Annotated in this window: 19 protein-coding genes; 2 read left to right on the top strand and 17 right to left on the bottom strand. The window is 38.1% G+C overall.

From position 1 onward, the window contains the following. Positions 1 to 39: 39 nt before the first annotated feature. The 8 genes from KN811_RS07540 to KN811_RS07505 form a co-directional block, all read right to left on the bottom strand. Positions 40 to 1,644 carry an RNA-binding domain-containing protein gene (locus KN811_RS07540; protein ID WP_187967365.1) on the bottom strand — a complete coding sequence of 535 codons (1,605 nt, stop codon included), beginning with the start codon at positions 1,642 to 1,644 and terminating at the stop codon, positions 40 to 42. Between the two features lie 200 nt (positions 1,645 to 1,844). Then, complete coding sequence (locus tag KN811_RS07535) at positions 1,845 to 4,838, bottom strand: type I restriction endonuclease subunit R (RefSeq protein ID WP_187967366.1); 2,994 nt, start codon at positions 4,836 to 4,838, stop codon at positions 1,845 to 1,847. A gap of 3 nt (positions 4,839 to 4,841) precedes the next feature. Then, a complete protein-coding gene (locus tag KN811_RS07530) occupies positions 4,842 to 7,763 on the bottom strand; it encodes an NACHT domain-containing protein (RefSeq protein WP_187967367.1) in 2,922 nt (973 codons plus the stop codon). A gap of 21 nt (positions 7,764 to 7,784) precedes the next feature. Next, positions 7,785 to 9,050 (bottom strand): restriction endonuclease subunit S, encoded by a 1,266-nt coding sequence (locus tag KN811_RS07525; RefSeq protein WP_187967368.1) that lies wholly within the window; start codon positions 9,048 to 9,050, stop codon positions 7,785 to 7,787. Further along, a complete protein-coding gene (locus KN811_RS07520; RefSeq protein ID WP_187967369.1) occupies positions 9,051 to 10,889 on the bottom strand; it encodes an ATP-binding protein in 1,839 nt (612 codons plus the stop codon). Next, entirely contained in the window at positions 10,886 to 12,685 is a 1,800-nt protein-coding gene (locus KN811_RS07515) for a type I restriction-modification system subunit M (protein WP_187967370.1), read from the bottom strand. The genes KN811_RS07520 and KN811_RS07515 overlap by 4 nt, the downstream gene beginning before the upstream one ends. A 409-nt stretch (positions 12,686 to 13,094) precedes the next feature. Further along, the gene (locus tag KN811_RS07510; protein ID WP_187965418.1) at positions 13,095 to 13,604 is read right to left on the bottom strand and encodes a hypothetical protein; all 510 of its coding nucleotides are present in this window, start codon (positions 13,602 to 13,604) and stop codon (positions 13,095 to 13,097) included. Between the two features lie 139 nt (positions 13,605 to 13,743). Continuing rightward, positions 13,744 to 14,043: a helix-turn-helix domain-containing protein gene (locus KN811_RS07505; RefSeq protein ID WP_187965419.1), complete on the bottom strand. Its 300-nt coding sequence runs from the start codon at positions 14,041 to 14,043 to the stop codon at positions 13,744 to 13,746. Between the two features lie 368 nt (positions 14,044 to 14,411). Here KN811_RS07505 and KN811_RS07500 point away from each other — a divergent pair, with 368 nt between their 5' ends. Both KN811_RS07500 and KN811_RS07495 read left to right on the top strand, forming a co-directional pair. Next, positions 14,412 to 15,191 carry an RNA polymerase sigma factor gene (locus KN811_RS07500; protein ID WP_187965420.1) on the top strand — a complete coding sequence of 260 codons (780 nt, stop codon included), beginning with the start codon at positions 14,412 to 14,414 and terminating at the stop codon, positions 15,189 to 15,191. Position 15,192: 1 nt separating this feature from the next. After that, positions 15,193 to 16,290: a hypothetical protein gene (locus tag KN811_RS07495; RefSeq protein WP_187965421.1), complete on the top strand. Its 1,098-nt coding sequence runs from the start codon at positions 15,193 to 15,195 to the stop codon at positions 16,288 to 16,290. A 220-nt stretch (positions 16,291 to 16,510) separates the two neighbouring features. Here the strand turns inward: KN811_RS07495 and KN811_RS07490 are convergent, their stop codons facing one another. The 9 genes from KN811_RS07490 to mnmE form a co-directional block, all read right to left on the bottom strand. Further along, the gene (locus KN811_RS07490; protein WP_187965422.1) at positions 16,511 to 16,945 is read right to left on the bottom strand and encodes a DUF6730 family protein; all 435 of its coding nucleotides are present in this window, start codon (positions 16,943 to 16,945) and stop codon (positions 16,511 to 16,513) included. Between the two features lie 11 nt (positions 16,946 to 16,956). Beyond that, a complete protein-coding gene (locus KN811_RS07485; protein ID WP_187965423.1) occupies positions 16,957 to 17,832 on the bottom strand; it encodes a relaxase/mobilization nuclease domain-containing protein in 876 nt (291 codons plus the stop codon). Positions 17,833 to 17,834: 2 nt separating this feature from the next. Continuing rightward, complete coding sequence (gene mbpA / locus KN811_RS21810; RefSeq protein ID WP_187965424.1) at positions 17,835 to 18,152, bottom strand: mobilization protein MbpA; 318 nt, start codon at positions 18,150 to 18,152, stop codon at positions 17,835 to 17,837. Between the two features lie 145 nt (positions 18,153 to 18,297). Further along, positions 18,298 to 19,158 carry a toprim domain-containing protein gene (locus KN811_RS07475; RefSeq protein WP_187965425.1) on the bottom strand — a complete coding sequence of 287 codons (861 nt, stop codon included), beginning with the start codon at positions 19,156 to 19,158 and terminating at the stop codon, positions 18,298 to 18,300. Between the two features lie 213 nt (positions 19,159 to 19,371). Beyond that, on the bottom strand, positions 19,372 to 20,577 hold the full coding sequence (locus KN811_RS07470) for a primase-helicase family protein (protein ID WP_187965426.1): 1,206 nt from the start codon (positions 20,575 to 20,577) through the stop codon (positions 19,372 to 19,374). An 85-nt stretch (positions 20,578 to 20,662) separates the two neighbouring features. Continuing rightward, positions 20,663 to 20,950: a helix-turn-helix transcriptional regulator gene (locus tag KN811_RS07465; RefSeq protein WP_187965427.1), complete on the bottom strand. Its 288-nt coding sequence runs from the start codon at positions 20,948 to 20,950 to the stop codon at positions 20,663 to 20,665. Between the two features lie 131 nt (positions 20,951 to 21,081). Beyond that, positions 21,082 to 21,612: a hypothetical protein gene (locus tag KN811_RS07460; protein WP_187965428.1), complete on the bottom strand. Its 531-nt coding sequence runs from the start codon at positions 21,610 to 21,612 to the stop codon at positions 21,082 to 21,084. Positions 21,613 to 21,760: 148 nt separating this feature from the next. Further along, complete coding sequence (locus tag KN811_RS07455; RefSeq protein WP_187965429.1) at positions 21,761 to 22,888, bottom strand: tyrosine-type recombinase/integrase; 1,128 nt, start codon at positions 22,886 to 22,888, stop codon at positions 21,761 to 21,763. 163 nt (positions 22,889 to 23,051) lie between these two features. Beyond that, a complete protein-coding gene (mnmE, locus tag KN811_RS07450) occupies positions 23,052 to 24,437 on the bottom strand; it encodes a tRNA uridine-5-carboxymethylaminomethyl(34) synthesis GTPase MnmE (RefSeq protein WP_187965430.1) in 1,386 nt (461 codons plus the stop codon). Positions 24,438 to 24,490 lie beyond the last annotated feature (53 nt).

Below are 24,490 nucleotides of genomic sequence, written 5' to 3'. Positions count from 1 at the left end.
AAATTGTCAGAAAACTTAGAACAATCTTTATCGTATACTTTAATCTTTTTTTAAGGTCCAATAACCGCCAAAGGTGGCGCTGCCGACACGTTCGATCATATCTTTTGATTTGAGTTTGGTAAAATAGGTTTCTATGGTTCTATCACTAACGCCTATAACCTTAGCGGCCTCTTTAGCTGTAATATCTTTATTGAATATAATAAGTAATAACAATACCATTTCTTTGTCTCCGAAATGTTTCCGAAGCGTTTCCGAAGTGTTTCCGAAGTGTTTCCGAAGTGTTCCCGAACTGACTCCGAAATTTTCAGTGATATAGATCTTGAAATTTTCGTAGTTATCAGTCAATAGCCTTATAATCAAATCAATGTTAGCTGGTTTGTTTTTAAGTTCTTCCTGAAGTTTCTCCGAAGTTTCTCCGAAGTTTCCCCGAAGTTTCTCCGAAGTTTTGGCTCCAGCTCCCTCTTTTTGGGTATAAAGTTTTAAGATCGTAGCATCAAAACTAATATCATACTCGGGTGCTGTATGGTTGTATTGTTCCCAATTGGTTTCGATTTTGTCAAAGCCATAGCCGGCATTTTCGGCCAAGCGTACCATGCGGAATAATTTTGAAATAAGCGGGTTGCGGGGCAATGACAAGTCTTTAGCCTTTAACTCTTCTAAAGGTTTAGGCAGTCCACCCGGATTGTAAAACTCGATATGGTTGGTGAAAATGCGGATACGCGAGTGCGCCGGTGCAAAGTAATCAGCGTGCATTAGCATATTGACCAAAGCTTCCCGAATGGCTTTTAAGCCTGGAGAAAGCTCTTGGCCAAAGCCCTGATTGGTTATTTGGAATGCTACATCCACTTTTTGTTTTAAACGCTGGAAACAGGCAAAATAATAGTCCCAAAGGTTTTCATATTCGTCTAGCCGAAAAGTGTAATTGGTTGTAGCATCTGTGATGGTAGTCCCCGGGATTTCGAGCAAATCGATCCTAAAATCAGGGAAATGTTTTTCAATGCTTTCACGTTTTCCTAAAAACAGCAAACCGGCGTAGGTCAATTGTTCATTATCAACAATGCGTAACTTTGTTAAAAACTCATCTTCGTCATAACGGTTATAGCTAACATCGGGGTTAAAGCGTGCCATATAATCGCGGTACTGCTTTAGTGATGTGGTATGCAAGTCTGCTTTAGAGGTTTTGGGTGCCAATTCCGATGTTTTGGTTCCAAAGGTTTGGTCGCGGAACATGGCATCAATTTCTTCTTTGGTAGCTCGTTGGTCTGAACTTCCCCTACGAATAAAAGTGTTTTGTAGACTATTATAATACACCGGCTTGTCTCTTGATACCGGCACATAAAAGGCCAAAACTGTTTTACTACCTATATTATGCTTAGCCTGTTGGGTGGGGACAAATACATTAAACTTGCCCGAACGAATGGTATTTAAAAAATCCTGTTCAACTTTTTCAGGATTGTTGAGGCCTTGTATTTCAAATTGTTTTCCATTTTGTTTAATACCAAACAACAGCCATCCCCCGGAGGTATTGGAAAAAGCCGAAACGGTTTCCCATGTGTCTTTTGGCAATCCACCTTTAGCGGCTTTTACCTCAAAGTCTTCCCATTCCAGATCGGCTAATTTTGCTATAAGTTGGTCTTTGGTCATTTTCTATATAATGCTGTTAAATACGATTATTTAATTCTCGGTATAGAATGCCGGCAATACTCCGTAGCCTTTCTTTCAAATCCGGTTTTTCTTTGTATTCTAAACGGTTTGTTTCAGACATTATCGGGGATTTGATGTAAAAATAACCTTTTCAGATAATACGTATAATGTCAAGTTTTTGTGCCGGAAACTTGACATTCCTAACCATTCAATCTTTTATAAATTTTCATCATCATCCATTCTTTTACTAAATCTCCAAAACTCTCGTCTTCTAAGATTTTTTCAAAAATCTCCTGGTTTTGATCCATACGGCCTATAAGTTTATCGATAAACTTATCGTTAAAGGCAAATTTAAAAGTATCCATTTTGTTAACCTTAGCCTGTGCCTGTAAGGTTTCGTCTTCCATAAGTTCAGCTTCTATCTGATCAAAAAATAGCTTGTCGGCTTCTTCAAATTCAGTACCGAAGCGGTCGTTTAAGACGTTGATGATTTCTGAAAGACGAGCGTCTTCTTCTTTTGGTTTTTTCAATCCTGCTTCAGACGTACCGCTTAGCTCGCCATCTTCATCTTTTTGTAGACCGATGGCACCATCTTTAATTTTTTGTAAGCGGTAATATTCTAATGCCACTTCGTCATCCAAATGCAATGATTCCGAAAGTTCCCGTTTAGGTAACCGGGTTTGCAATAACTTGGCATAAGCAAAAAATCGTTCAAAATCGGTATCTACAAAAGGCATAATTTGAGCCAAAAAAGCATAAAGGTTTGTCCACGTTCTCAAACCTTTTTTAAATTCATCTTGTTTTTCTTCCTCCAACCCTTTAAATCGATCAACTGCGGGATCGGTAAATTGGTACAGGTATTTTTGCTGTTTTGGGGTGTTCAATTTTGTGTTAGGATTAAAATACACCTGTACAAAAGATTCTATTTCCTGCTCCCAATATACTTGAAATTCATCCAATCGGGCTTTTAAATCATATAAGTGGTTTACATCCACTTCATCTGATACGGTGGTTATTTCGTAGTATGGCTGGAAAGAATCCAGAATGGTTTGTCTGTCGTTAGCAAAATCCAATACAAAGGTGTCTTCTTTGCCCGGACAGGTTCTATTGAGCCTAGATAGGGTTTGTACGGCCAATACCCCTGATAGCTTTTTATCTACGTACATAGTATGAAGCAAGGGCTGATCGAACCCTGTTTGATATTTGTTGGCTACAATCAAAATTTTGTATTCGTCTTTTTCAAACGCTGTTGGCAATTCTTTTTCGCTGAATCCGGTCAATTCCGGTTCTGAAACACCTTCAGGGGAATTATCATCTATCACTTTACCAGAGAAAGCTACCAGGATTTTTATCTCCTCGTTGTAGCCTTTGGCTTTGATGTATTTTTCAAATTCTTCAAAATAACGCTTGGCATGCAGGCGTGAACCGCAAACTACCATGGCCTTGGCTTTTCCTCCTATTTTCTTTGCAACAATATTTCTGAAATGCTCAATGATAATTTCGGTTTTCTGTGCCAGGTTGTGCGGGTGTAGTGATACATATTTACCAATGGCTTTGGATGCTTTTTTCTTATTGAGTTCCGGATCGTCTTCTATGGCCTTTGTAAGTTTAAAGTAGAGTTCATAAGTAGTGTAGTTTTGTAATACATCTAAAATAAACCCTTCTTCAATGGCTTGACGCATGGAATACAAATGAAATGGCTTAGGCTTACCGTCTTTTCCTTTTACACCAAACACCTGTAAGGTTTTGTATTTGGGAGTGGCGGTAAAGGCAAAAAAAGAAATATTGTCTTGTTGTCCTCTTGCTGCAGCAGATTTTTCTACTTGCTCGCGTACCATATCTTCGCCACTATAATCGGCATCACCATAGGTGGCTTCTTCTTCGGCGGCCATGGCCAGGTCTTTGGTAGTCAAGACTTCTTTCATCTTTTTACTAGCTTCACCACCTTGCGAACTATGAGCTTCGTCTATCAACACCGCATATTTCCTGTCGGGAAGTTCACCTACTTTATCAATTACAAACGGGAATTTTTGTAAAGTAGTGATGATAATATTGGTGCCTTGACCTAGAGCGTTAGCCAACTGTGTACTGTCCTTATCTATTTTTTGAACTACACCTTGTTTGTGTTCAAACTGATAAATGGTGTCTTGTAATTGTTTGTCCAGTACCCGACGGTCTGTTATTACAATTACAGAATCGAATACCCGTTTGTTTTCTTGGTTGTGCAAGCCCGACAAACGGTAAGCTAACCAAGCAATGGAATTACTTTTTCCCGAACCGGCCGAATGCTGTACCAAATAGTTTTTACCGGCACCAGCACTGTAAACATCGCCAGTGATTTTTCTGACCACATCCAACTGGTGGTAACGCGGAAAAATGAGTTTTTCTTTTTTATAGGTTTTGCCGTTAGTTTCTATTTCTTCTGTTTGCAGGTGTACAAAACGTTGCAGGATTTCCATCCAACTGTCTTTAACAAAAATATCCTCCCACAGGTAAGCCGTGCGGTAACCATTCGGATTTTTCGGATTACCTCTACCATTGTTGTCACCTTTATTGAAAGGAAGCCAAAAGGTCTTGTGACCTTCCAGTTTGGTACACATAAACACTTCGTCCTGATCTACGGCAAAATGCACCAAAGCCCGTTTTTTAAAGGCAAACAACAGCTCGCGGTTGTCTCTGGTGGTGCTGTATTGTTTTAGGGCATTGCCCACGTTCTGTCCTGTAAACTGGTTTTTAAGTTCCAAGGTGGCCACCGGAATCCCGTTTAAGGCCAACACCACATCTACCGAGTTTTTGTTTTTGTTGCTGTAATAGATTTGACGGTAAACCTTTAGGCTGTTTTTATTGTACAAATCCACCGCATCGGGGTTAAGGCCGGAAGCCGGCTTAAAAAACGCCATTTGAAACCGAACGCCATAATCTACAAACCCTTTGCGCAATACGTCCAGGCTGCCGCGTAAATCCATTTCCTTACAGAGCCGATTGATGACCCTATTGTGGGTATCGGCGCCGTGTATGGCGGTTATTTTATCCCATTTTTTAGGTTGCGATTGTTGCAAAAAGGCAATGACCTCGTATTTAAACAAACCCAACTCGGGGCTGTAGTCTTCTGCATTGCCCTGGATATAACCGCCGTTTTCGACAAGCGATTGTACCAAAGCGATTTCAAAGGTGTTTTCGGTGGTTAGGCTCATAATCTATTTTGAATCTATATAGTTGATTTCTTTTTCACATACTTTATCAATTTCATTGAATAAGCTAATTAATTCAGTAAATAGTTCAGGCTTATTTGACTTTATTACCTTATCCTTAAAGTTTGATTTATCACCGATAATTTCATAAACAGAAGGAATTGAGGTTTCTTTAACCATATTATTATCTTGAAGAAAGTTTAGTGGAAAGTAATGTTCAATTTCAAAAAACTTAAAGGCTTGCTTTTCTTGATGATATGGCTCATAATTTTGACTATCCGGAATTGGCAATAACATTGCATAAATATTAAGCCCTTCTACTTTTTTGAGTATTCCATTTACCATTTTAAAATTATCGGGAAGACCATTAAACTCTGAATATCCTTTTTCATCATTATCAAATATCCCGATTATAGTTTTTTTCTTATCAAAATCTGTTTTAATGTTATTAGCCAACCTTGTTAAATATTTTGTCAATTGATGTGCTCCCCCTGCTTTTGCTCCTTCTCCATCTTCAATGGCAGTAATACTCCAATAAGGTTCCCTTCCCATGGTTAATACATTGAAGGAATGTTTTATAATTGAAGCGTCCGTTTTACCTTCTGTAAATATTTCAACTTCTTTTATTGGATTTAATAACTCGTATGTTGTATTATTTAAAGTTTTAGAGGGGTGATCTAAATAAAACCTTATACTATGAATATATTTTCTTTTTTTAGTGTCAATTTTATATTCTCTTCTCAACTGTGATTTATCACCTAATTCAAGTAAATCAATAGCTTCATTAAATAAAAAAACAAATAATGAATTGGTTAGTAACTTATCTTGATCAAAAAGAGTTTCCAATTTTGAGTTATCTTTTACTCTACCTGTATTTAACGTAGCTGCAATACAAAAAAGTTGATACAATCTTGTGGTTTTATCTTTTTCGAATTGTGTGTTGTCAAATTGTTTTAATGAGTCATGCAATTCATCAAATGCTAATTGCAGTGGATCGCGAAGTGTTAAAGAATTATAATGAGTGTAAAACCAAAAAAGATTAATGATTGCTATATCAAAATCACCAATACCTTTAAAAAAAGGATAGCCTTTTTCGGCTAATTCCTTAACCTTTGCATCAGCACGTATCAATAGGTTTAACGCGGTTAAAATTGCTTCTTTACGGTTTTCAGAATTGGTCATCCATAAAGATTGTAATATATAACCCAGACCTGAAATAGATAAAAGAATATTAGGTAAAGAAGTGTATTGTTCAGTACGCAAAGCCAACTTTTTCAAAAACATTTTCATGTTTTTGGTTCTTCCTGCATAAAATATAGCCGTATTTTGCCAATTATATTTGCAAAAATTTTCAACAATTTCATTTTCTAGTTTATTCCTGTTTTCATCATTAAATATTTCTCTGGAAGCATAGTATTCCATGAAATGGTCGTGTTGATAAGTAACGTACTTTAAGTCGTCAAGATATAATACGCCTGTTCCGTCGGTTAACCCTTTTATCAATTCAGGAATTGTACCCTCTTCAATGGTTATACTTTGTTCTCTAAAATAATCTTTGATGTACTTTACAAAGTCATCTTCCTTTAATCTAACCCTATTTTGTGATTTAATTATTTTAAGGGCATACATCTGGAGGATTTTTTCCTTAACATCTATTTTAAGAAAGTCTAAGCTTGAATTCACATTTAATCTCCCCAATAAAAAAGTGTTGAAATTATCGTAAACATCTGTAATTGTTGCAGGAACCTCATATCCGTTTTCTTCAAACAGAATAGATACTAAAGAGATTGTTAATGGAGTTGGAGGTATTTTATCAAGGATTTTATTTTCTTGAAGGTTAAGCCATAACTCTTCTGACTTTTTTAAATCTCTTTTAAAGAAAGTAGTTAAATATCGCTGAACTTGATTTAAGTCAAAGTTAGAAAGTAGGGTGTTAATGTGGTTACATATTTCACATCCTTTAGTTAAACTCTCATAGTTTCTTGTTGCTAAAATAAAGCTTAATTTTTTATTGCCGGTAAGCTCCTTTAAATCTTCAAAAATTTCTCTTTGTTTAGGTCTTTCTAATTCGTCTATAGAATCAATTAACAATAACACTTTATAGTCGTTAAAGACCTTATCTACCCCTTCTTCTCCAACAAGATTGATAATTTCAGATCTAATGGCTTTATCAATTAGGTATCCAGAATTTGCAATTAAAGTTGTTTTAATTTTTATTGGTAAGATTTTATATGTGGAGTTTTGGTTATGCTGAATAGCTATCTTGCCAATCTCTTTTAATAATGTGGTTTTACCTGTCCCTGCGTCGCCTGATATAAAATAATTGTTCCCATCCAAATATTTGTCTTTATTAAATCTTGAATGTACTTGTCTTCCTGTTTTTTCATCTTCTTTTATATGATATATTTTTGGTTCAATGAAGAAATTTAATAACTCTTCAAATTTTTCATCAAGTTGTAAAACTTTTTGAAGTTCACCATTTGATTCTAAACGCTCAATAAAAGCATCTTCAAAACTTTTTAAAAACACATCATTATGTCCCCAATATTCAGGTAGGTGCTTATCGACCAATTCAATTAAATAAGATTCTTCCCAAAAAAGAATCTTATCTGTTTTAAGTTCACTTTTTAGCCAATCTTGAAAATATTTAGATATTTTCTTTCCGTGTGAACTAACCACAATTATTTCATCATTTTCCTTAATACAATCTTTAAGTTGTGTTTTAATTAATTCAACTTTTCCTCCCAATTCACTCAAAGTGCAAATTATTTTTAAATCTCTGTGCCCTAAGGCCGAATCTTCAGTAGCGGTGAGTATTGATTCATTAATGCTTTTAATATCATTTAAGCCCAATTTCTTGCAAATTTTAATAACTAGTGTTACTAAGCTTTGTATATCCGGAAGGTTCGTTAGTGTATTTTTACTCATTATAATAATTTGTTCAATATTTTAATCAATCACTTTTACTTTCCCCGTAACCACCTCGCTGATCAAGGCGGTGCGGTATTCTTCGAGAAGGCTAATTAATTTTTCGGTCCTGGCCACTTTGGCATCGACTCGCGCACACTCGGTTTCGATATGGCGAACTATGGATTGTTGTTCTTCGAGAGGAGGAAATGGTATTTGTAGATTCTTTATTGTTTCAACAGCTAAACCAGGTTGAGCAGCAGAAACAGAATACTGATTTAGGTTCATTGTCTTTAACAATTCCCCCAAATAAACCATTTCATACTTTATTAAGGGTGCTACTACTACAGCATGTTCGGAAGCCCAAAATCTACCTTTAGCGTATTTTACATTACCACAATAAGCGCCCTGTCTTCCAATTAACACATAATTTCCATCATGTGTGAATTCAGAAAAATACCCTCTTAATCCATTCCCTCCAAAAACGGGGAAATCACCTGAGTCTTTTATTTGTTCAGAAACTATATTGTTTCCACTTCTTAAAAACGACACATATTTTAATTTCTTCACCTCCCAATATTCCGGTATTTTCCCGAGCCACTCAATACCGCTGTCCTTCATTTTTGCATTGGGGTCAAGTCCTTTGGTAACGGCTTGGTTAATGAGGGTGGCTTTTTCTTCTTCGTAGAGTTCGAGCAAGCGTTCTTTGTCGGCTATGAGTCGGTCTATCTCGGCGGTTTTGCGGTCTAAGTATTCAGCTATTTTGATTTGTTCTGTGTAAGTTGGTAATTGTACTTTTGTACTTTTGAGGATTGCTTGTGTAATGCTGAAAACTTTAATCCCTGAAACCGCACTCCTTATTTGGTTTCTAAATTCTAATGAATCAAAACAATATGCTAAGTATTTATAGTTGCACCTATTTTCATGTCGGGCGATTACAGTATGATAACCAGCAAAGGTTGGCAAATCACTGTCAAGAACGGTGAAGTTTCCTGAACCTTCTAAATCCTCTGATGTGTCGGCAAATACAAAATCTCCTCTGTTCAATAATGATTTATCTGCTATTTCTAAATATGATTCTTCAACGTACCTAAGCGGATGAATTTCCGGATTTACGAAAACACCATATTTTGAATGGATTTCACCATAGTTTACACATGGAATGCCCTCATCCTTTAAATCTTGTTTTGTTATTCCCAACCCTCTTGAAAAAGAAAAAAGATGTCCAAATCTTCTCACTTCCCAATGACTTGGAATTTCACCTATCCATTCAATGCCAGAGGGTTTGTATGCGTCGTATTTGTTCATTTAGCTATTTAAAAATTTACTCTTGATTAAGTTCAAGAAAGCGGAGTTTCTTGCATCCGCATCCTTAATCACGGCATCTAAATCCCAGATAAATACTCCAATCGGAAGAATAATTTTAGGATTTAGAGAAATGGCTACATTCGTTTCTCTATAATACATCTTACCACAAGAATATAGTTCAGTATATTCTCCGGCTAAATGAGTTTCAACATCCTCATTAAACTCAATAATTCCATAAAACCAGATACGTTGAATTTGGTTGTTGTAATGTTTCATCAATTTTCTGGCTCTTTTCTCAAGCTGGGTTACAACTTTTAAATTTTCCTCAAGGGAAATCCCTCTTTTTTTAAGTTCCACAATCACAACATCAAATGGCTTTTTATTATCGGGATTATTGGAAAAAATTAATGCAATATCTGGACGGTTGTCATCCGGAACTTCTTCTTCATCAGTAATAACTTTAACAAGCTCTCCCATTTCCCTATCGCTAAGAACTGTTTCATACGTCATATACTTATCATCCAATAGCCAAGCATTATTTCTGTATATATCATCAGATGCATTATCCTTTTCAAACTTTCCTTCCTTTCTCATTGACGCAAATAACTTATGTATTTCAGCCTCACTACTATTATTAGTGGATTTTTTAAGTTGGTCAATTGTAAACTGTCTAAATAAAATATACTCGGTTAAGGCTCTTGAAGATATTTCTATGGATTTTTCAAACTGTTCATCAGTAAGAGAAGTGGCATCTAAAAGGTCTTTTTGCTCTTTAAAAAATTCTTTCTGGGCTTCTTTTAATATTTCACTACGAGAAACGTAACCAATATTTTCAGTATTAAAATAGCCACTTAAATGAGGATACCGATTCACCAAGCTCTTTTTTGTTTTTTGATTTCTTCCCCTAATTGTTGGTATTTTGGATTCAATAATGGAAACAACTTCTTTTCTGAAAAGAGTTTGAACCTCTTTTAACTCGTGTGTCGAAATATTGAGATTTTGTCTTGCGGCATCTATTTTTCCTTTAAAGAAATCAGAATAAAGCAAAAAAACCATTTCGTAGCCAATTGGCATATTTTCTTGTGCGACCAAATCAACTTTTACTGTTCTATTATCAACAGAAATTGCAGCGATCAAAGATGATTCTGTCGGGTCAGTTTCTTTGATTGAGTAATAAAGGTCGAACTTGTCTATTAGGTTTATTTTACTATCTAATTCGAGTTTTGTGAATTCCGGTATATCGGCACTTTCCAAGGTAGTGTTATTTTTCTTTCCCTCAATAGTAGCTTCAATAGTGATTTTTATCGAAACACCATCATTCTTTAACTGAAATAGCCTCGAATAAAATTCCTCTAAAATTCGTTGTTTTATTTTTTTAGGTTGAAGGTATTCGCTTTTTGCAATCTTTTGAAGGACATAATTTGACATCCTAAATATTGTGCCTGAAGGTCGTTCTTGTATTTCAGATAATTCAAATTTCTCTTCATCAAAGCCTTCTGTAAAATCAAACTCTCGTTTTTTTATTCTTTCAAAAAAACTGGTTACAGCTATATCTTCAAAGTAACACAAATAGACCAAGCGCCCTAACCCCTTATGCGAACTTTCTTCTACATCAAATAGGTTGGAAAATTTTTTATATCGTTCATCGGTAAATCCTTCTCCATTGTCTGATATTTCAACTTTCAATGTTTCAGGTTGACTTAACGTTTCTGCAAAAATTTTGATATGGATTTCCGTAGCTTTTGCATCCAATGAATTTGCAATCGCTTCAAAATATACCATCTCTAAAGATGAGTTGCCAAAAAACATCTTTACTGCTTGTCCTAATTTTACTTTCATTCCAATACTGTTTTCTCCATTTCCAATGTTTTTTCTTCCAAAGCCAAAATATCTGCTTTTATGTCGACCAATGGTCGTAATGGCTTAAACTCATAGAAATATTTGGTAAAGTTTATTTCGTAGCCGATCTTGGTTTTGCTGTGGTCAATCCAGGCTTCGGGTAGGTGGGGTTTTACTTCGCGTTTAAAATATTCTTCTATGGTTTGGGGCACGAGCTTGCCTTGGGTATCTTTTTTAAGAAACGGTATGTTTTCGTAATCCCGTAGTGAGGTGTCGGGCTTGGGCTCGCCATTTTTGTTCCGCAACGTTTTACCGTTTTCTTTTTGTGGTTGCTCTACGGTTACCCGCCAATAGCCAAAGAATTCGTTGGGGAATATTTTGCAAAACTCATTTTCTTCAAAGCTACCATACAATTGAGTGATAAAACCAATACCCTTAGTGTTGCCGTTTTCAGCTATTTTCTTCCGCTTATTACCCAGGCTACGATCCATTTTTTGCCAAAAGCGGTTAAAGTCGCGTTGGCCTTCCTTCAATAATTCTTCATCCTTTGCGCCGGTGGCATTAATAAGTTGTACTTTGCCTTTACGTTCCTTGCTTTTATGGTTGGTGACAATCCAGATATAAGTACTAATACCGGTATTGTAAAAGAGTTGGTCAGGGAGGGCTATTACGGCTTCCAAACAGTCGTTTTCAATAATCCACTGGCGAATGTTACTTTCACCGCTTCCGGCTGATCCCGTAAACAGGGGTGAACCGTTAAACACAATGGCAATACGGCTACCGTTTGCTTTCATTTTAGACATCATGTGCTGCAAAAACAGCAAAGAACCGTCGTTAATCCTTGGCAGTCCGGCACCAAAACGGCCGCTCATCCCTAAATCGTCAGCTTCTTTTTTAATAGCATTTTTAGCTTTCTTCCAGTCCACACCAAAAGGCGGATTGGATAGCATATAATCAAATTTTTCGTTTTCCAGGCCATCTGCTGTAAAACTGTTTCCAAATTTCACGTTACTGGGGTTTTGCCCTTTAATCAACATATCCGATTTACAAATGGCGTAAGATTCCGGATTGATCTCTTGTCCAAATACCTTGAGTTCAGCTTTGGGATTAAGTTCCTTTACATATTGCTCGCCTACTGAAAGCATACCACCGGTACCGCAGGCCGGGTCGTACAGTGTTTTTACGATTCCCTCCTGGGTCAAAATATCTTTATCTTCAATAAACAGTACGTTTACCATTAGGCGGATAACTTCCCGTGGGGTAAAATGCTCTCCGGCGGTTTCGTTGCTTTGCTCTGCAAATCTTCGGATAAGGTCTTCGAAGATGTATCCCATTTGCATGGAATCCATATCGGTCAGGTCTATTTCCTGAAAGGACTTGACCACTCGAAACAGAATATCCGCCTTGGGGTCGTCCATACGGTCTATCTGGTCGTCAAAATTGAAGTATTCTATAATTTCGCGTGCACTTGACGAGTAACCGTTTATATAATTACGCAGGTTGACAGCAATGTTATTGGGGTCAGCAATGAGTTTGTTGAAATTGTATTTGCTCCTGTTATGAAAATTGAATCCTGCTGCCTTGTTAAGAGCAACATCTATGGCGCTGTCTTTTAAGTTCTGCACTTTGGGCAGGAAGTCCAGTACTTTTTGCTTGGTTGGTTCCAGAATGCAATCCAATCGTCTTAATACAGTTAAGGGTAAAATAACTTTTCCATAATCAGATTGTTTGTAATCACCTCTTAGTAAATCGGCCACTTTCCAAATTAGGTCAGCTTTTTCTTTAAAGTTGTTCATTTATGGATTTTCTATTTTTTGAATATAATTTTATGTGCCGGGAAAATCTTTTCGGGCGGTTCATTAAAAACGTCTGAAATATACCAAAGGAATATCAGGCTCAATACTATGTGCTTGTATTTCGAGACAATACTACAGAATCTCGAGGTCTATTAGTTATGTCCCAGAATGTTTCTTGTATGCTTTTTGTAGTTCTTTTGGCCATTATTTATGGTGAGTAAAGGTTATTCCATAATGATTGCCTAAATTAATGATTTCGGATTAAAAAGTCGTTTTTTTTAGAAATTTGCGTGGAAGATAGTGAAAGAAGTAAGAAAGGTTTTACGGGAATCCGTATTGGTGGGTTTTTAGGTTGAAAATTCCTCCCTCGGCGAGGAGTATCTTGACTAATTCATTTTATTGTAATTGTTTACGTTAGTGTATAGGGGCTACATTTAAGTTGAATCTCTTCGAGTGCATCCAATACCGCTGCCAAGTCCAATGATTCCCCACGAAACGTTATGGTTTGCTTGAGCGGATCGTAGGCGCGATTTTTGTTAAAATCGTTTATTCCCCAAATTGATTTGAAGGGATCAATTTCCAAGTCCCTGTAAACCGCAGAAGGTTGTTCTTTGAACCATTTTTCGATTCGCTCGTCGTAATGCTCGAAATGATTCCTGAATTTCCGATCAAAAAGAAGATTATTTTGATCAACATTTAGCAGTTTACGTAATACTTCACCTCTTGCTTCAAATTCCTTATATGGCCAAAGTATCTTTGAAACATTCGCGGCAGCCATTAAAATCAATTGAATTGAAGACCAAACTTCCAGTTTATCAAAATGATCACGAGTAGCTCGTAGATGATCACCTGCTCGTTGTGCAATCTTTGACTGCAATACTATCTCGCTTAAAAAAACCATTTCTGCAAGTTTATTCATCGGGCTACTTTTTGCTATTCTATATTACCATTACAGTATTGTAATTGCTGACAATGGATGTATAAACACCATATGGTCCCTATTTTCAATACCTAAATATAAAACAAAATAGCCAATCTCATTGGATTGGCAAGTAACATCATTTCTTTTTAGACTTGTTCTTTCTAGGTTTTGCTACCTTTATAAAGTTATACTTTTCTTCAAGAATGGGGTTATCCGGCCAAAAATCTTTAGGAGAACAATCAAGTGCTTTGGCAATTAGATTCAGATGAACAGTATTGTATTTTGCCTTTTTAGAAGGGGCTTCTATATCAGATATAAAAGTATTACCTTTTCCAATAGCTAGAGATAAATCAGGTCCGCTAATCTTTTTTAACTTTCTGATTTCTCTAACTTTCTCTATTAAATAGCGTTCTATTTCGTCAAGTGATTCATGCATACATACAAAATGAACTAAAAGGGGAATAAAAAACTAAGGACTATAGTCCAGTTTTAATAAAATTTATTATATTAGCTCTGATTTTATAATTTTGCGATTCTTCTTATAGAAAATATTAGAAGCTATTCGCTTGGAGTTTCGAATCGAAAACTGGCACTTTTCTTTACCACGAGACAATAAGTGAAGTAGCTCACGACCCGGGCGTGGGCTCACTTATTCGTGGTAAGGTATGCCAGTACCTCGATTCGGTAAGTTGAGTTCCACGCCTTTTTAATTTTTAGATATAGGCTTCTTCTCAACCTTTTTCAAAGCTACCTTCTCATTATATATTATAAGAGCTCGCACCAGCTATTTAAACGAGGTCTGCTATGCTTCATTGCAATTTTGAACTATTAAAAAATGGTAATCCTTCTGCTTTAGAACAAATTCATGCTCAATATCGTGGTATCATCTTTTGGGTTGGTAAACGAATGCTAAATGATCATTTCGTCATAGAATCTTTGGTTCAGGATACTTTTTTAAAGTTATGGGTTCACAGGGATAGGATAGAAAGACCTGAGCACATTCTCTATTTCTTAAAGTTTGTGATGAAAAGGGAGTGTATTTCATATTATAGTAAACCTAAAAATAAATTTTTCAGGAAAATCAATTCCTTAGAGGATTACGACAATTACCAGGACTATATGGCGGGGTACGATCCGGCAAGTGTATCTGAAAACCTGGAAGACCAGGAGTCAGAGCAAAAGGCCTTCGACCGGGTCAAAAGCATATTGCCCCTGCTTAATGCAAAAAGAAGGCATTTAATTGAACTCTGCTTAAAATACGACTTTCGGTATAAAGCGATTGCCGAAGTGATGGGAGCAAGTATTTCCGAAACCAGCAACGAAGTAAAACGGGCAATTCAGGACATTAAAACCATTGTCCATCACGGAAGTACACATGCGTATGAGCAAAAATCCCCTGATAGTGCTGTAAAGACTCCGAATGTAATGTCCCAGGAACAGGAAAGGGTATTGGAACTCAGATGTAACAAGAAGTATTCCTTTGCATTGATTGCCGAAGTGCTGAACTTATCCCAAAAGGAAGTTCACAAAGAATTTGTGGCCGCGTATAAGCTGATGGAGGAAAAACAATTAGAATCCGCTTAGTATGGAAAAATCAACACTCAAACTCACCCGGAAAATCCAGTTATTGGTTGATCTGCCTACTAAAGAAGAACGGAAGGAGAAACTGGATAAACTATACCAGTGGCAGAACCGCTGTTTTAGAGCGGCTAATCTTATTGTTTCCCATTTGTACATACAGGAAATGATTAAAGATTTCTTTTATCTCTCAGAAGGAATTAAGTATAAACTGGTCGATGAAAAAAAAGACGAGCAAGGTATCTTGCAACGCTCCCGTATCAATACGACCTTTCGCATGGTATCAGATCGCTTTAAAGGGGAGATCCCTACAAATATATTGTCCAACCTGAACAGGACCTTGATCACCTCCTTTAACAAAAATAAGTCCGAATACTGGAAAGGTGAACGCTCGCTGAAGAACTTCAGGAGGGACATAGCTTTTCCCTTTGGCCCCGAGTGCCTTAGCAAATTATCTCTTAATGCGGAGAAACAGGTCTTTTGCTTTCGTTTGTTCAAAATCCCCTTTCGTACTTACCTTGGAAAAGATCATACCGATAAACAAAGACTATTGGAGCAGGTAATAAAAGGGGAGATCAAACTTTGTACTTCCCATATCAAATTAAAAGGCGGTAAGATTTTCTGGCTGGCTGTTTTTGAAATTGAAAAAGAAAAACATGGCCTAAGACCGGAAGTGATAGCGGAGGCTTCTTTGTCTCTTGAATATCCCATTGTAGTGAAGACTGTTAACGCCATGCTCACCATTGGCACCAAGGAAGAGTTTCTGTACAGGAGATTGGCCATACAGGCAGCCCTTAAAAGGGCACAAATCGGGGCGACCTATTCCAGATCGGGCAAAGGGACAGAAAGAAAATTAAAGGCAGTGAACAAACTCCGCAGTGCAGAAAGTAATTATGTGCACTATCGCATACACGTATACAGCAGGAGATTGATCGACTTTTGTATTAAACATCAGGCAGGAACGCTCATTTTATTAAATCAGGAGGACAAAATCGGGATAGCTAAGGAGGAAGAATTTGTATTACGGAACTGGAGTTATTATGAACTCATGACAAAAATAAAGTACAAAGCCGAGAAAACAGGTATTGAACTCATCACAGACTAAGAGGTCTATCGAGGGTGCTTGTACACCCGTAAGGTGAGGTCAATGATACTCACTAAATACGAACAGTATATACAACGCGTGGGCTCTCTTATTTTAGATACCTAATATTTCCAGATAAAACAAAGGGAATGTCCCATAGATAGCTTTTTTGCCCAGGTCATAGGTGAGGCTATACCCAAAAGCCCCCAAATCCTTACCGAACTAATACTATGTTGCGCGGTTATTTTTCCTCATTGAGCCATTTTTCATATTGTGTTCTGACTTTCGGATGGTCTTCCATAAAATAAAGATAATGCCCTCTGATACGTTCGTATTTTTCCTCCCAGTACTTTTTTTTGTTATGAAGATGTACACTATAAATTATAGAGGCTAACGTAAGTGCGTGTACTACAATAAAAGAAATTATCAACCAACGGGGAAGCCGGTAAGTACCCTTTACCTCTTTATATACCTCCGTTAAATTCTCGTTGTGACGAGATTGTATTTCCCGGTGCTCATTAAGGTGTTGTTTTAATAGATGTTCTACTTCCGTAGCATCTGCCTTAACTTTTATATCCCCCAGATATTCCGACAGCTCTTCCAGTCGGTCAATGGATTCATTAAATCCGTGGATTTCTTCGGTTAACAGTTCTGCGATTTCTTCTATCTTGGCCATAACTTTATAGTTTAATATCCTATTTCAAAGCCAGTATCTCTTACTCTTTTAGCTACTTGTCTGGCTAATTCTGTGGTGATTTTTGCGGCCATATTTCCGCTAAGTTTCACGACTTTGCCCATCAGGTTGACCTGGTTGTTTTGTATCAGCTTTTGGCCAAACCGCTGGTTACGGGATAATGCTGCTCCTAACTTCGCACCGGACATCTCCCGGTGAACCTCGCTACCTTTCAGGTTATGCGATTGGTATTGAAAACGGAACCCCTGTAACTGGTTTTGTTTATTGATGGTCGGAATTACCGAAATCTGTTTTTGCTTCATTAGCGTAATATATTGATCAAAACTTTTCGGTTTGTGTTGCTGCATTATGTTGTCGTGTATCTGCTTAATCTCGCTTCGGATTTGTTTTAGGGATTGATCTTTGATCTGCTGCACTTCTCTGACTGTGGTAAGCTGTAACCGCTGTGCGGTTCTTTCGGCAGCTTTCTGGCTACGCTTGCCAATATAATTGTCTTTATAAGCCTTGCCCTGAAAATCAATCCGGTTCACATACAAATGAATATGGGTGTGTGCCTTGTCCCGGTGTACAAAGGCAATAGCTTGCCGTTCTCCCAATTCCATTTCCTTTATAAAGGTATCGGTAAGTTCCTCCAGGTTTTCCCGGCTAAGGCTTCGGCCATCTTCTATAGTGGGACTAAGCACAAAACTCAGGGTGTTCTTTTCGCATCGAATATTCATCTGTTGTATCATTTGAAATTCTTTGGTCACTTCTTTCGGATTCTCCCCGCAAAGGTTTTGGGTATAGACTATTTCGGCATCTTTCTCCTGGTTCCATCCGTATTGCATGGAAGCCTGTGTATGTGCTATGGATTTGCCTTTGCCTATCATGGTTACTTTTTAAAATTATACAGGTGTGTTTTTATCTCTTGGGCCAATTGCACCACTTCATCAGCCAGTTTTGGATTTCGCTTTCGGAACATATTGCTGATTCGTTTAAAATTGTTGTGGTATTGTACCAGCATTTTGTAGGCATCCAGTTGTTCTTCGGTTAATCGCTCTACGATACGATCTTCCATAACAGCCATTCTACAATAAGCACTTATACTTAACCCGGCTCTTTTGGCTTTGATACGCAACAGCTTTTTTTCAAACTGTGAGCAGCGAAATTTGATATAGGTGCTTTTGTTATGTTTGCTTTTTCTTTTCACTTTGCAACAGAAAACCTAATGAAATAAATTACGATTTATGTCGTTTCGACAAACGGAATGTCGAAGGCAGAAACCCTCTTTGCGACCTTCGGGAGCAAAGCGAGATTGTTTTTGTGGCAACAAAAACACATCTCGAAATTCCTACTCAGCCGGATAGTTGCTGTTGAGTCACCCACCATTCGTTGACATCAGTAAATCCTTTATACAACAGGGACATATCAATACACTTTGGATTTTGTTTTAATAAAAATTCAGTCGTTTTTATACCTGTAGCATCACGATCTAAATAGAGTTCAATACAGGTGTAGGATTGTAGGTGTTTTTCAATCTTTCTGGCAAATGAAATAGAATTCAAGACCAGGACATCTGCTTTTTCCCGGAGCGAAGGATTGTAACTTAACAGGGAGAGCATGTCGAACAAACCTTCACAAATTATCAGGTTTGTTTGATCGTGCTTGATTAGGGTGATGTCTTTTGGTGAAGAACTGTTTTTATAGAACTTATTTCTCAGCTCATAACCGCCAGAAATATTTTTAAGACCGATAGCAAAATACCTTTTTCCGTTAAGAGTGTAATGTACTTCGTCACAATAATGGTGAGCTGTTTGGTACGTAATACCTCTTGATCTCAAATATTGATGTAAAGCTGGATGGTCAATACGTTTGGTTTGGATAATTGCAATTCCGTGATCTTTTCCTGGAAATGCCGGCTGCCGAAAAGAAAAAGAAATATTCTCCCGATCCAGTATGGCCAGAGCTTCTTTGACTGAACATTGGTTGATAAGGCAAACGAGATCTATCACGTTACCGCCAATACCGGCACCGTGGTCGTACCATCTGTTTAACGTCAGGGACACTTTGAAAGAGGCCTGGGTTTCTGACCTGAGCGGACTCAGAAACCAGGCTTCTTTCTCCGTTTTCCGTACGGGAAAGTGCCCGAGATTACGAAGGGCTTCCAGGCAGGAAAAATTCCGGGCGCTTTCACAGGTTATTTGTTGCTTTTTCATGTGTCGGGTTTTATATGGTGAAAATTTTGATGAAATGATGAGAATCCTTTCGGAATTATTGATTTTACAGGTGTTCCCGGCTTCATCATTTTTTCATCATTCATCAAGCTCAATTTTAAATCTTCATCATTTTTGATCGGGTTTACATTTTGATGAACGTTTGATGAAACTTTGATGAAGAGTTATTTTTTTGATTTTCATTTTGTTAAGTCCTTAATTCATCATTTCATCAAAAATTCCGTAAATCTTTTTTCTTTCAACAGTAAAATATCTGCCCACACGACTGATTTGGGCGAACTCACCGTAACTGGTAAACTCATATCCCGGGTAGGAATTTGAGTTATCCGAAGGTGTCAGTTCCCATTTGTTTTTCAGGATTTTCCTGATGTCGTTCGGTTCAAAGTTTTTACGCCTGACTTTACTCAGGTTTGACACGATCTCCCTGGGGGTGATTTTCAGTTCGTCAGTCCCGGTGGCCTCAAACATTTCATAGAGTAGGAGCACCATTTCCCTTTCTATCGCATTGTTGTTTAACCAAACCAGCTTTTGAAGTGCCCTGGTCTTGATCTGTTCCGGGGTAAACCACATCCGGGTTTTCTTTTTAGTAGCATAGGGCCGGTCGATAAGGTGTTGCAAAAAAGCCGGTATTTCTTTGATGAGTTTGTGTAAATATTCGGTGTCTTCGGTTTCAAAAGGCGGTACTTTCCGAACCCAGAAGCGTATTTCGTCAGAATCAATGAGAATAAAGGTGTCTTCGTTGTTGCTGCAAAGGATAAACTTGCCAAAAAACTCAATTTCCTCGCGGTCCTTGCCTTTGGCCTCTATTTTGTCCTTATCGGTTGTACTCAAATATTTTAATCGTTCTGTGATTTCCTTTTTATCAAAGAAAACCTCGTCAACTGCTACAATGACTTTCGAGACCCAATCGGCATTGAATTGGGATGAAAAACTATCTCCCTTGATGTAGGTCATATTCTGACCGAATATTGCTTTAAGCCATTTGATAAAAGTACTTTTCCCTGTACCTCGTTCCTTGCTTACCAGGCATAGGATCGGGAGTATCTGTGAAGGCTTCTCATAGATGATCTTTAGATAGTCCAGTCCCAGTTCGGCCTGTTCTCCGAAAATATGTGCAATAAAACTCAACGAGACCGGGCATTTTCCCTGTTGGGGCTGTACCGGTAATTCGTGATAGGTATTGTATGAATTGCCAATGATCTGCCGATGGTTAATGTGTTCAGGAATGCAGCAAAACCCGTCAAACTTCGGAACCTTCGATAGATAGGCTTTCCCGTGATCTGCAATAATTGTTTCCTTGTTCCACCGCACCATGATGGATATGAAGTCCCCTGAAATGAGGGGACGTTCAATATCCTTCCAATAGGTAGTGCCGATGCGTCTATAGGGTATCTTATCCATATCAGTGGATTTAAAAACCGTATATCTAATACAGTTTTGGTTCAGGCTAAAAATTGAATAACAAAGTCTAAGAGGGTAGGGGATTTTAGACTTTTTTGTTCTTCAGGACGTAGGACAGTGCTTCATCCTTTGTTTCCTGTCGGGATCTCCTGTGGTTTCTCAACAGCCAGTTTTCGAGCTTTTCCCTTTCAAAGAAGATCACTTTACCGTTGGGTTTGGAAAAAGGAATCCTGTTCTCTGAAGTTAACTTATAGAGATAGCTCTTTGAAATACCTGTATAGTCACAGGCTTCATCAAAAGTCAGGACACGTTTGTTGAACGCAAGAAGTTTTTCAATTCGTTCCAGGCGCTCTTCTAATTCGAGATTGTTCATTATCGTAAAGATTTAAATTACTAATGAACAAAGGCCTTTGTTTTCTTTTTGTAGAATTCCTGAAAACAAAATTATAGCATGAAATAACAGGGAGGATTAAAAACCAAAATAAACAAGTAAAAACAATTAGATCAAAGGGGAGGCCTTTCGACACCTAATATTTTAGGGATGTCAATACTATCTTTAACATATAGCTTTTTCTTCTCTTTTAAGCTGTTTTTATGATCGTTGAAAGTATTGTCCTTAAAAGCATTGATGCTCCGGTTATGGGAAATAATACTCTTGCTATAAATCTTTTTTACGTCCTCTTCATCCCAAATCCCGATATGGGCAATTTGAAAAAGAATTCTCCCGATGTCTATTTTCTTGTTGGCCTCGGAGATCAGGCCACCATCTTCTATGTTTGCCAGGTTTAATTCCAAAAGATTTTTCAGGTCATTTTCCAGGGTATCAGAACCCTTTGGTGAACTAAACCATTTTTTCAGGAAGTTTATGAGGATTTCCGTTTGGTTTATATTCAAAGTGGTATCGGAGGTATTGGGGAGGTTTACTGCTTCTTTAGCGTGTTTCCTTTTGTATTGCTTATAGCCTAATATGATAAAATAGCTAAAGAGAAAAAGCAGTAAAACAAGTAACACAATGGTTCTCCACCAAACAGACATAAAATCCAGGTTAAAAACGCTATAACCTAAAAGAATCAGAGTTGATATAATCCAAATAAGTATGAACTTTTCAGCACTTTTGCTTGAAACAGAATTAATCCTTTTCTCTATCCGGTGTATTTTTTCATAAAAGGAATTAAACACATTATTAAATTTTAAGTTCAGGTATAATATTCGCTGCCTCCTTCATTTTGGTGTCAACAATCTTGGCGTAGATTTCAGTAGTTCTCAATTCCCGGTGACCGAGAATTTTGGATACGGTGTATATGTCTGCACCGTGTTCCAGGAGTAGTACGGCACACGTATGCCGGGCACTGTGGAAAGTAATATGTTTGGTAATACCGGCTCTCATACACCAGCGTAATATTTCCGCATTAAAATGAGCACCGTATTTAAGCCCTGTAAATACCCGTTCACTTCCATTTCCACGTTTACCGAGCAGGTCTCTTGCCTGGTCGGAAATATAAAGATACTCCAAACCTTCGGTTTTTTTCTGCCTGAAGACAATTCGGGAGCTGTCATCTTCATCCCGGATTTCGGACCAGGTTAATTTATTGATGTCACTCCACCTTAGCCCAGTAAGGCAGCTAAAAATAAATGCTGATTTCAAAACAGGGTATTTACATTTTGCCCCGGTTAAAGCCTGTAATTCGGAATAAGTAAGGTATTCCCTCTGAGATTCTCCCTGCTCAAAACCTTTAACGCTCTTGATAATGTTTTTATCGAGATAATCTTCTTCAAACGCGGTACGCAGGCAGGCTTTGAATTTATTGAAATAAGTGTATTTGGAATTCTGCGATAGGGGAGTACCGCCTTTTGTTTTGGCTTTAGTGTTCAAGTACCTTTTAAAACCCTTGACGAAATTCTCATCTATATCCGCAAAGGTGATAGCTGGCGGGCAGTATTTTTCGATATGCTTTAAAGCTGCATCCCAATTATCGTAGTTGCCTTTGCTTTCATACCGCTCTTCTTTTAATTTGTCGTAGTATTCCAGAAAGTTAGTTTTGGCTTTTCTGTCATTTTTGATATTGTATTTTCCCTGGATATAATCTGCTTTGCGCAAGGTTAGTATCTGTTCGGCTAATTCTAAGGCCTCTTTGTTCTCTCTTTTTTCCTCAGCAGTTTTTGGGTCCTGGTGTAAATGTTGTTTCAGGTATTCAAATTCCCGTAGGTGTTTTTTTCTTCCGTCATTATCAATATACGAGCCTTTATAATATTCAATATAAAGGCTGATCTTCCCGCTATTGAGTTTTTTCTTTTTTAAACTTATTTTCATTTCGAGGTGTAATTTGGTACACCTCGTTGTGGGTTTTATGCGATGAGGTGTACTATAGGTGTAACAAACATAGAAAAATGTATTGAGAAATGAAAATAAAAATGGAGTTATTTAATTGATATTCAATTAATAATGTAGTAATAAAAACTAAAAGAAAGTAGATTTATTTACCGATACAAAAATTAGCAAATATATTCCCCAGCAACTCATCATTGGTCACCTGCCCCGTGATCTCCCCGAAGTGATACAACGCCTCCCGGATATCAATAGCTAGAAGGTCCCCCGACAGGCCGGATTGTAGCCCGTGCTGCACCTTCTGAATTTCTTCTAAAGCCTTGAGCAGGGCATCGTAATGACGGCTGTTGGTAACAATGGTTTCGTTATTGCGAAGTGCCCCGGTATTTACAAATTCAAGCAGTTTGTCTTTCAGGTTTTCGGTACCGATGTTTTCCCGGGCTGAAATGAGCAGCAGGTTTTCGTAGTTGAGGTTACTTTTTATTTGGTCTGCATCGGCCAGGTCTATTTTATTGGCCAGGATAAGGAGGGGTTTTTGCGGAAATTTGTTCTTTATTTTTTCGATCTCTACAACTATCGTATCGCTGTTTTCCCGGAAATGGCTGGCATCGAAAAGATAAATGACCACCTGTGCCTGGGTGATCTTCTCAAAAGTCTTTTTAATGCCGATACTTTCTACCACATCTTCGGTTTCGCGGATACCGGCTGTGTCTATAAAGCGAAAGCCTATGCCGTTAATGACCATTTCATCCTCAATAGTGTCGCGGGTAGTTCCGGCGATGTCGCTTACGATGGCCCTTTCTTCATTGAGCAGGGCATTGAGCAGGGTGGATTTCCCTACATTGGGAGCTCCCACGATAGCTACGGGGATACCATTTTTGATCACATTACCCACTGCAAACGAATCGATGAGCCGTTTCAATACGAGTTCTATACGTTGCAGCAGTTCCTCAAACCGGCTTCGGTCTGCAAATTCCACATCTTCTTCGGCAAAATCGAGTTCCAGTTCTATGAGGGAAGCGAAGTCGAGGAGTTCCCGGCGCAATTTTTCTATTTCGCCGGAAAAACCGCCGCGCATTTGCTGTATGGCTACCTGGTGGGACGCCTCGTTATCCGAAGCGATGAGGTCGGCCACAGCTTCGGCCTGACTGAGGTCGAGCTTGCCGTTTAGGAATGCGCGGAGGGTAAACTCCCCGGCATTGGCCATACGGCAGCCATTTCGCAGAAAAAGCTGTATGATCTCCCTTTGAATATACGGGGAGCCATGACAGGAAATTTCCACCACATTTTCCCCGGTGTAGGAGTGAGGCCCCTTGAAAATGCTGACCAATACTTCGTCGAGTACCCTGGCGCCGTCTGTAATATGTCCGAGGTGAATGGTGTGGCTTTTTTGCTCGGACAGTTTTTTCCCTTTTACCGACCGGAATTTCCCGTCCACAATGTTTATGGCCTCCTTTCCGGAAACCCGGAGAACGGCAATGGCACCTGCACCACTGGGTGTTGCTAAGGCTATGATCGTATCGTTTGGCAGCATGGCTCTCTGTTTGGTGCAAAAGTATTTAAAATTAGACAAATGGGAGAGGTGCA

Origin of the sequence: Sinomicrobium weinanense (genome assembly GCF_018863395.1) — a bacterium.
Classification (GTDB): Bacteria; Bacteroidota; Bacteroidia; order Flavobacteriales; family Flavobacteriaceae; genus Sinomicrobium; species Sinomicrobium weinanense.
The sequence above is the reverse complement of the archived record's forward strand: the minus strand, read 5'-3'. Positions and strand labels throughout refer to the sequence as shown.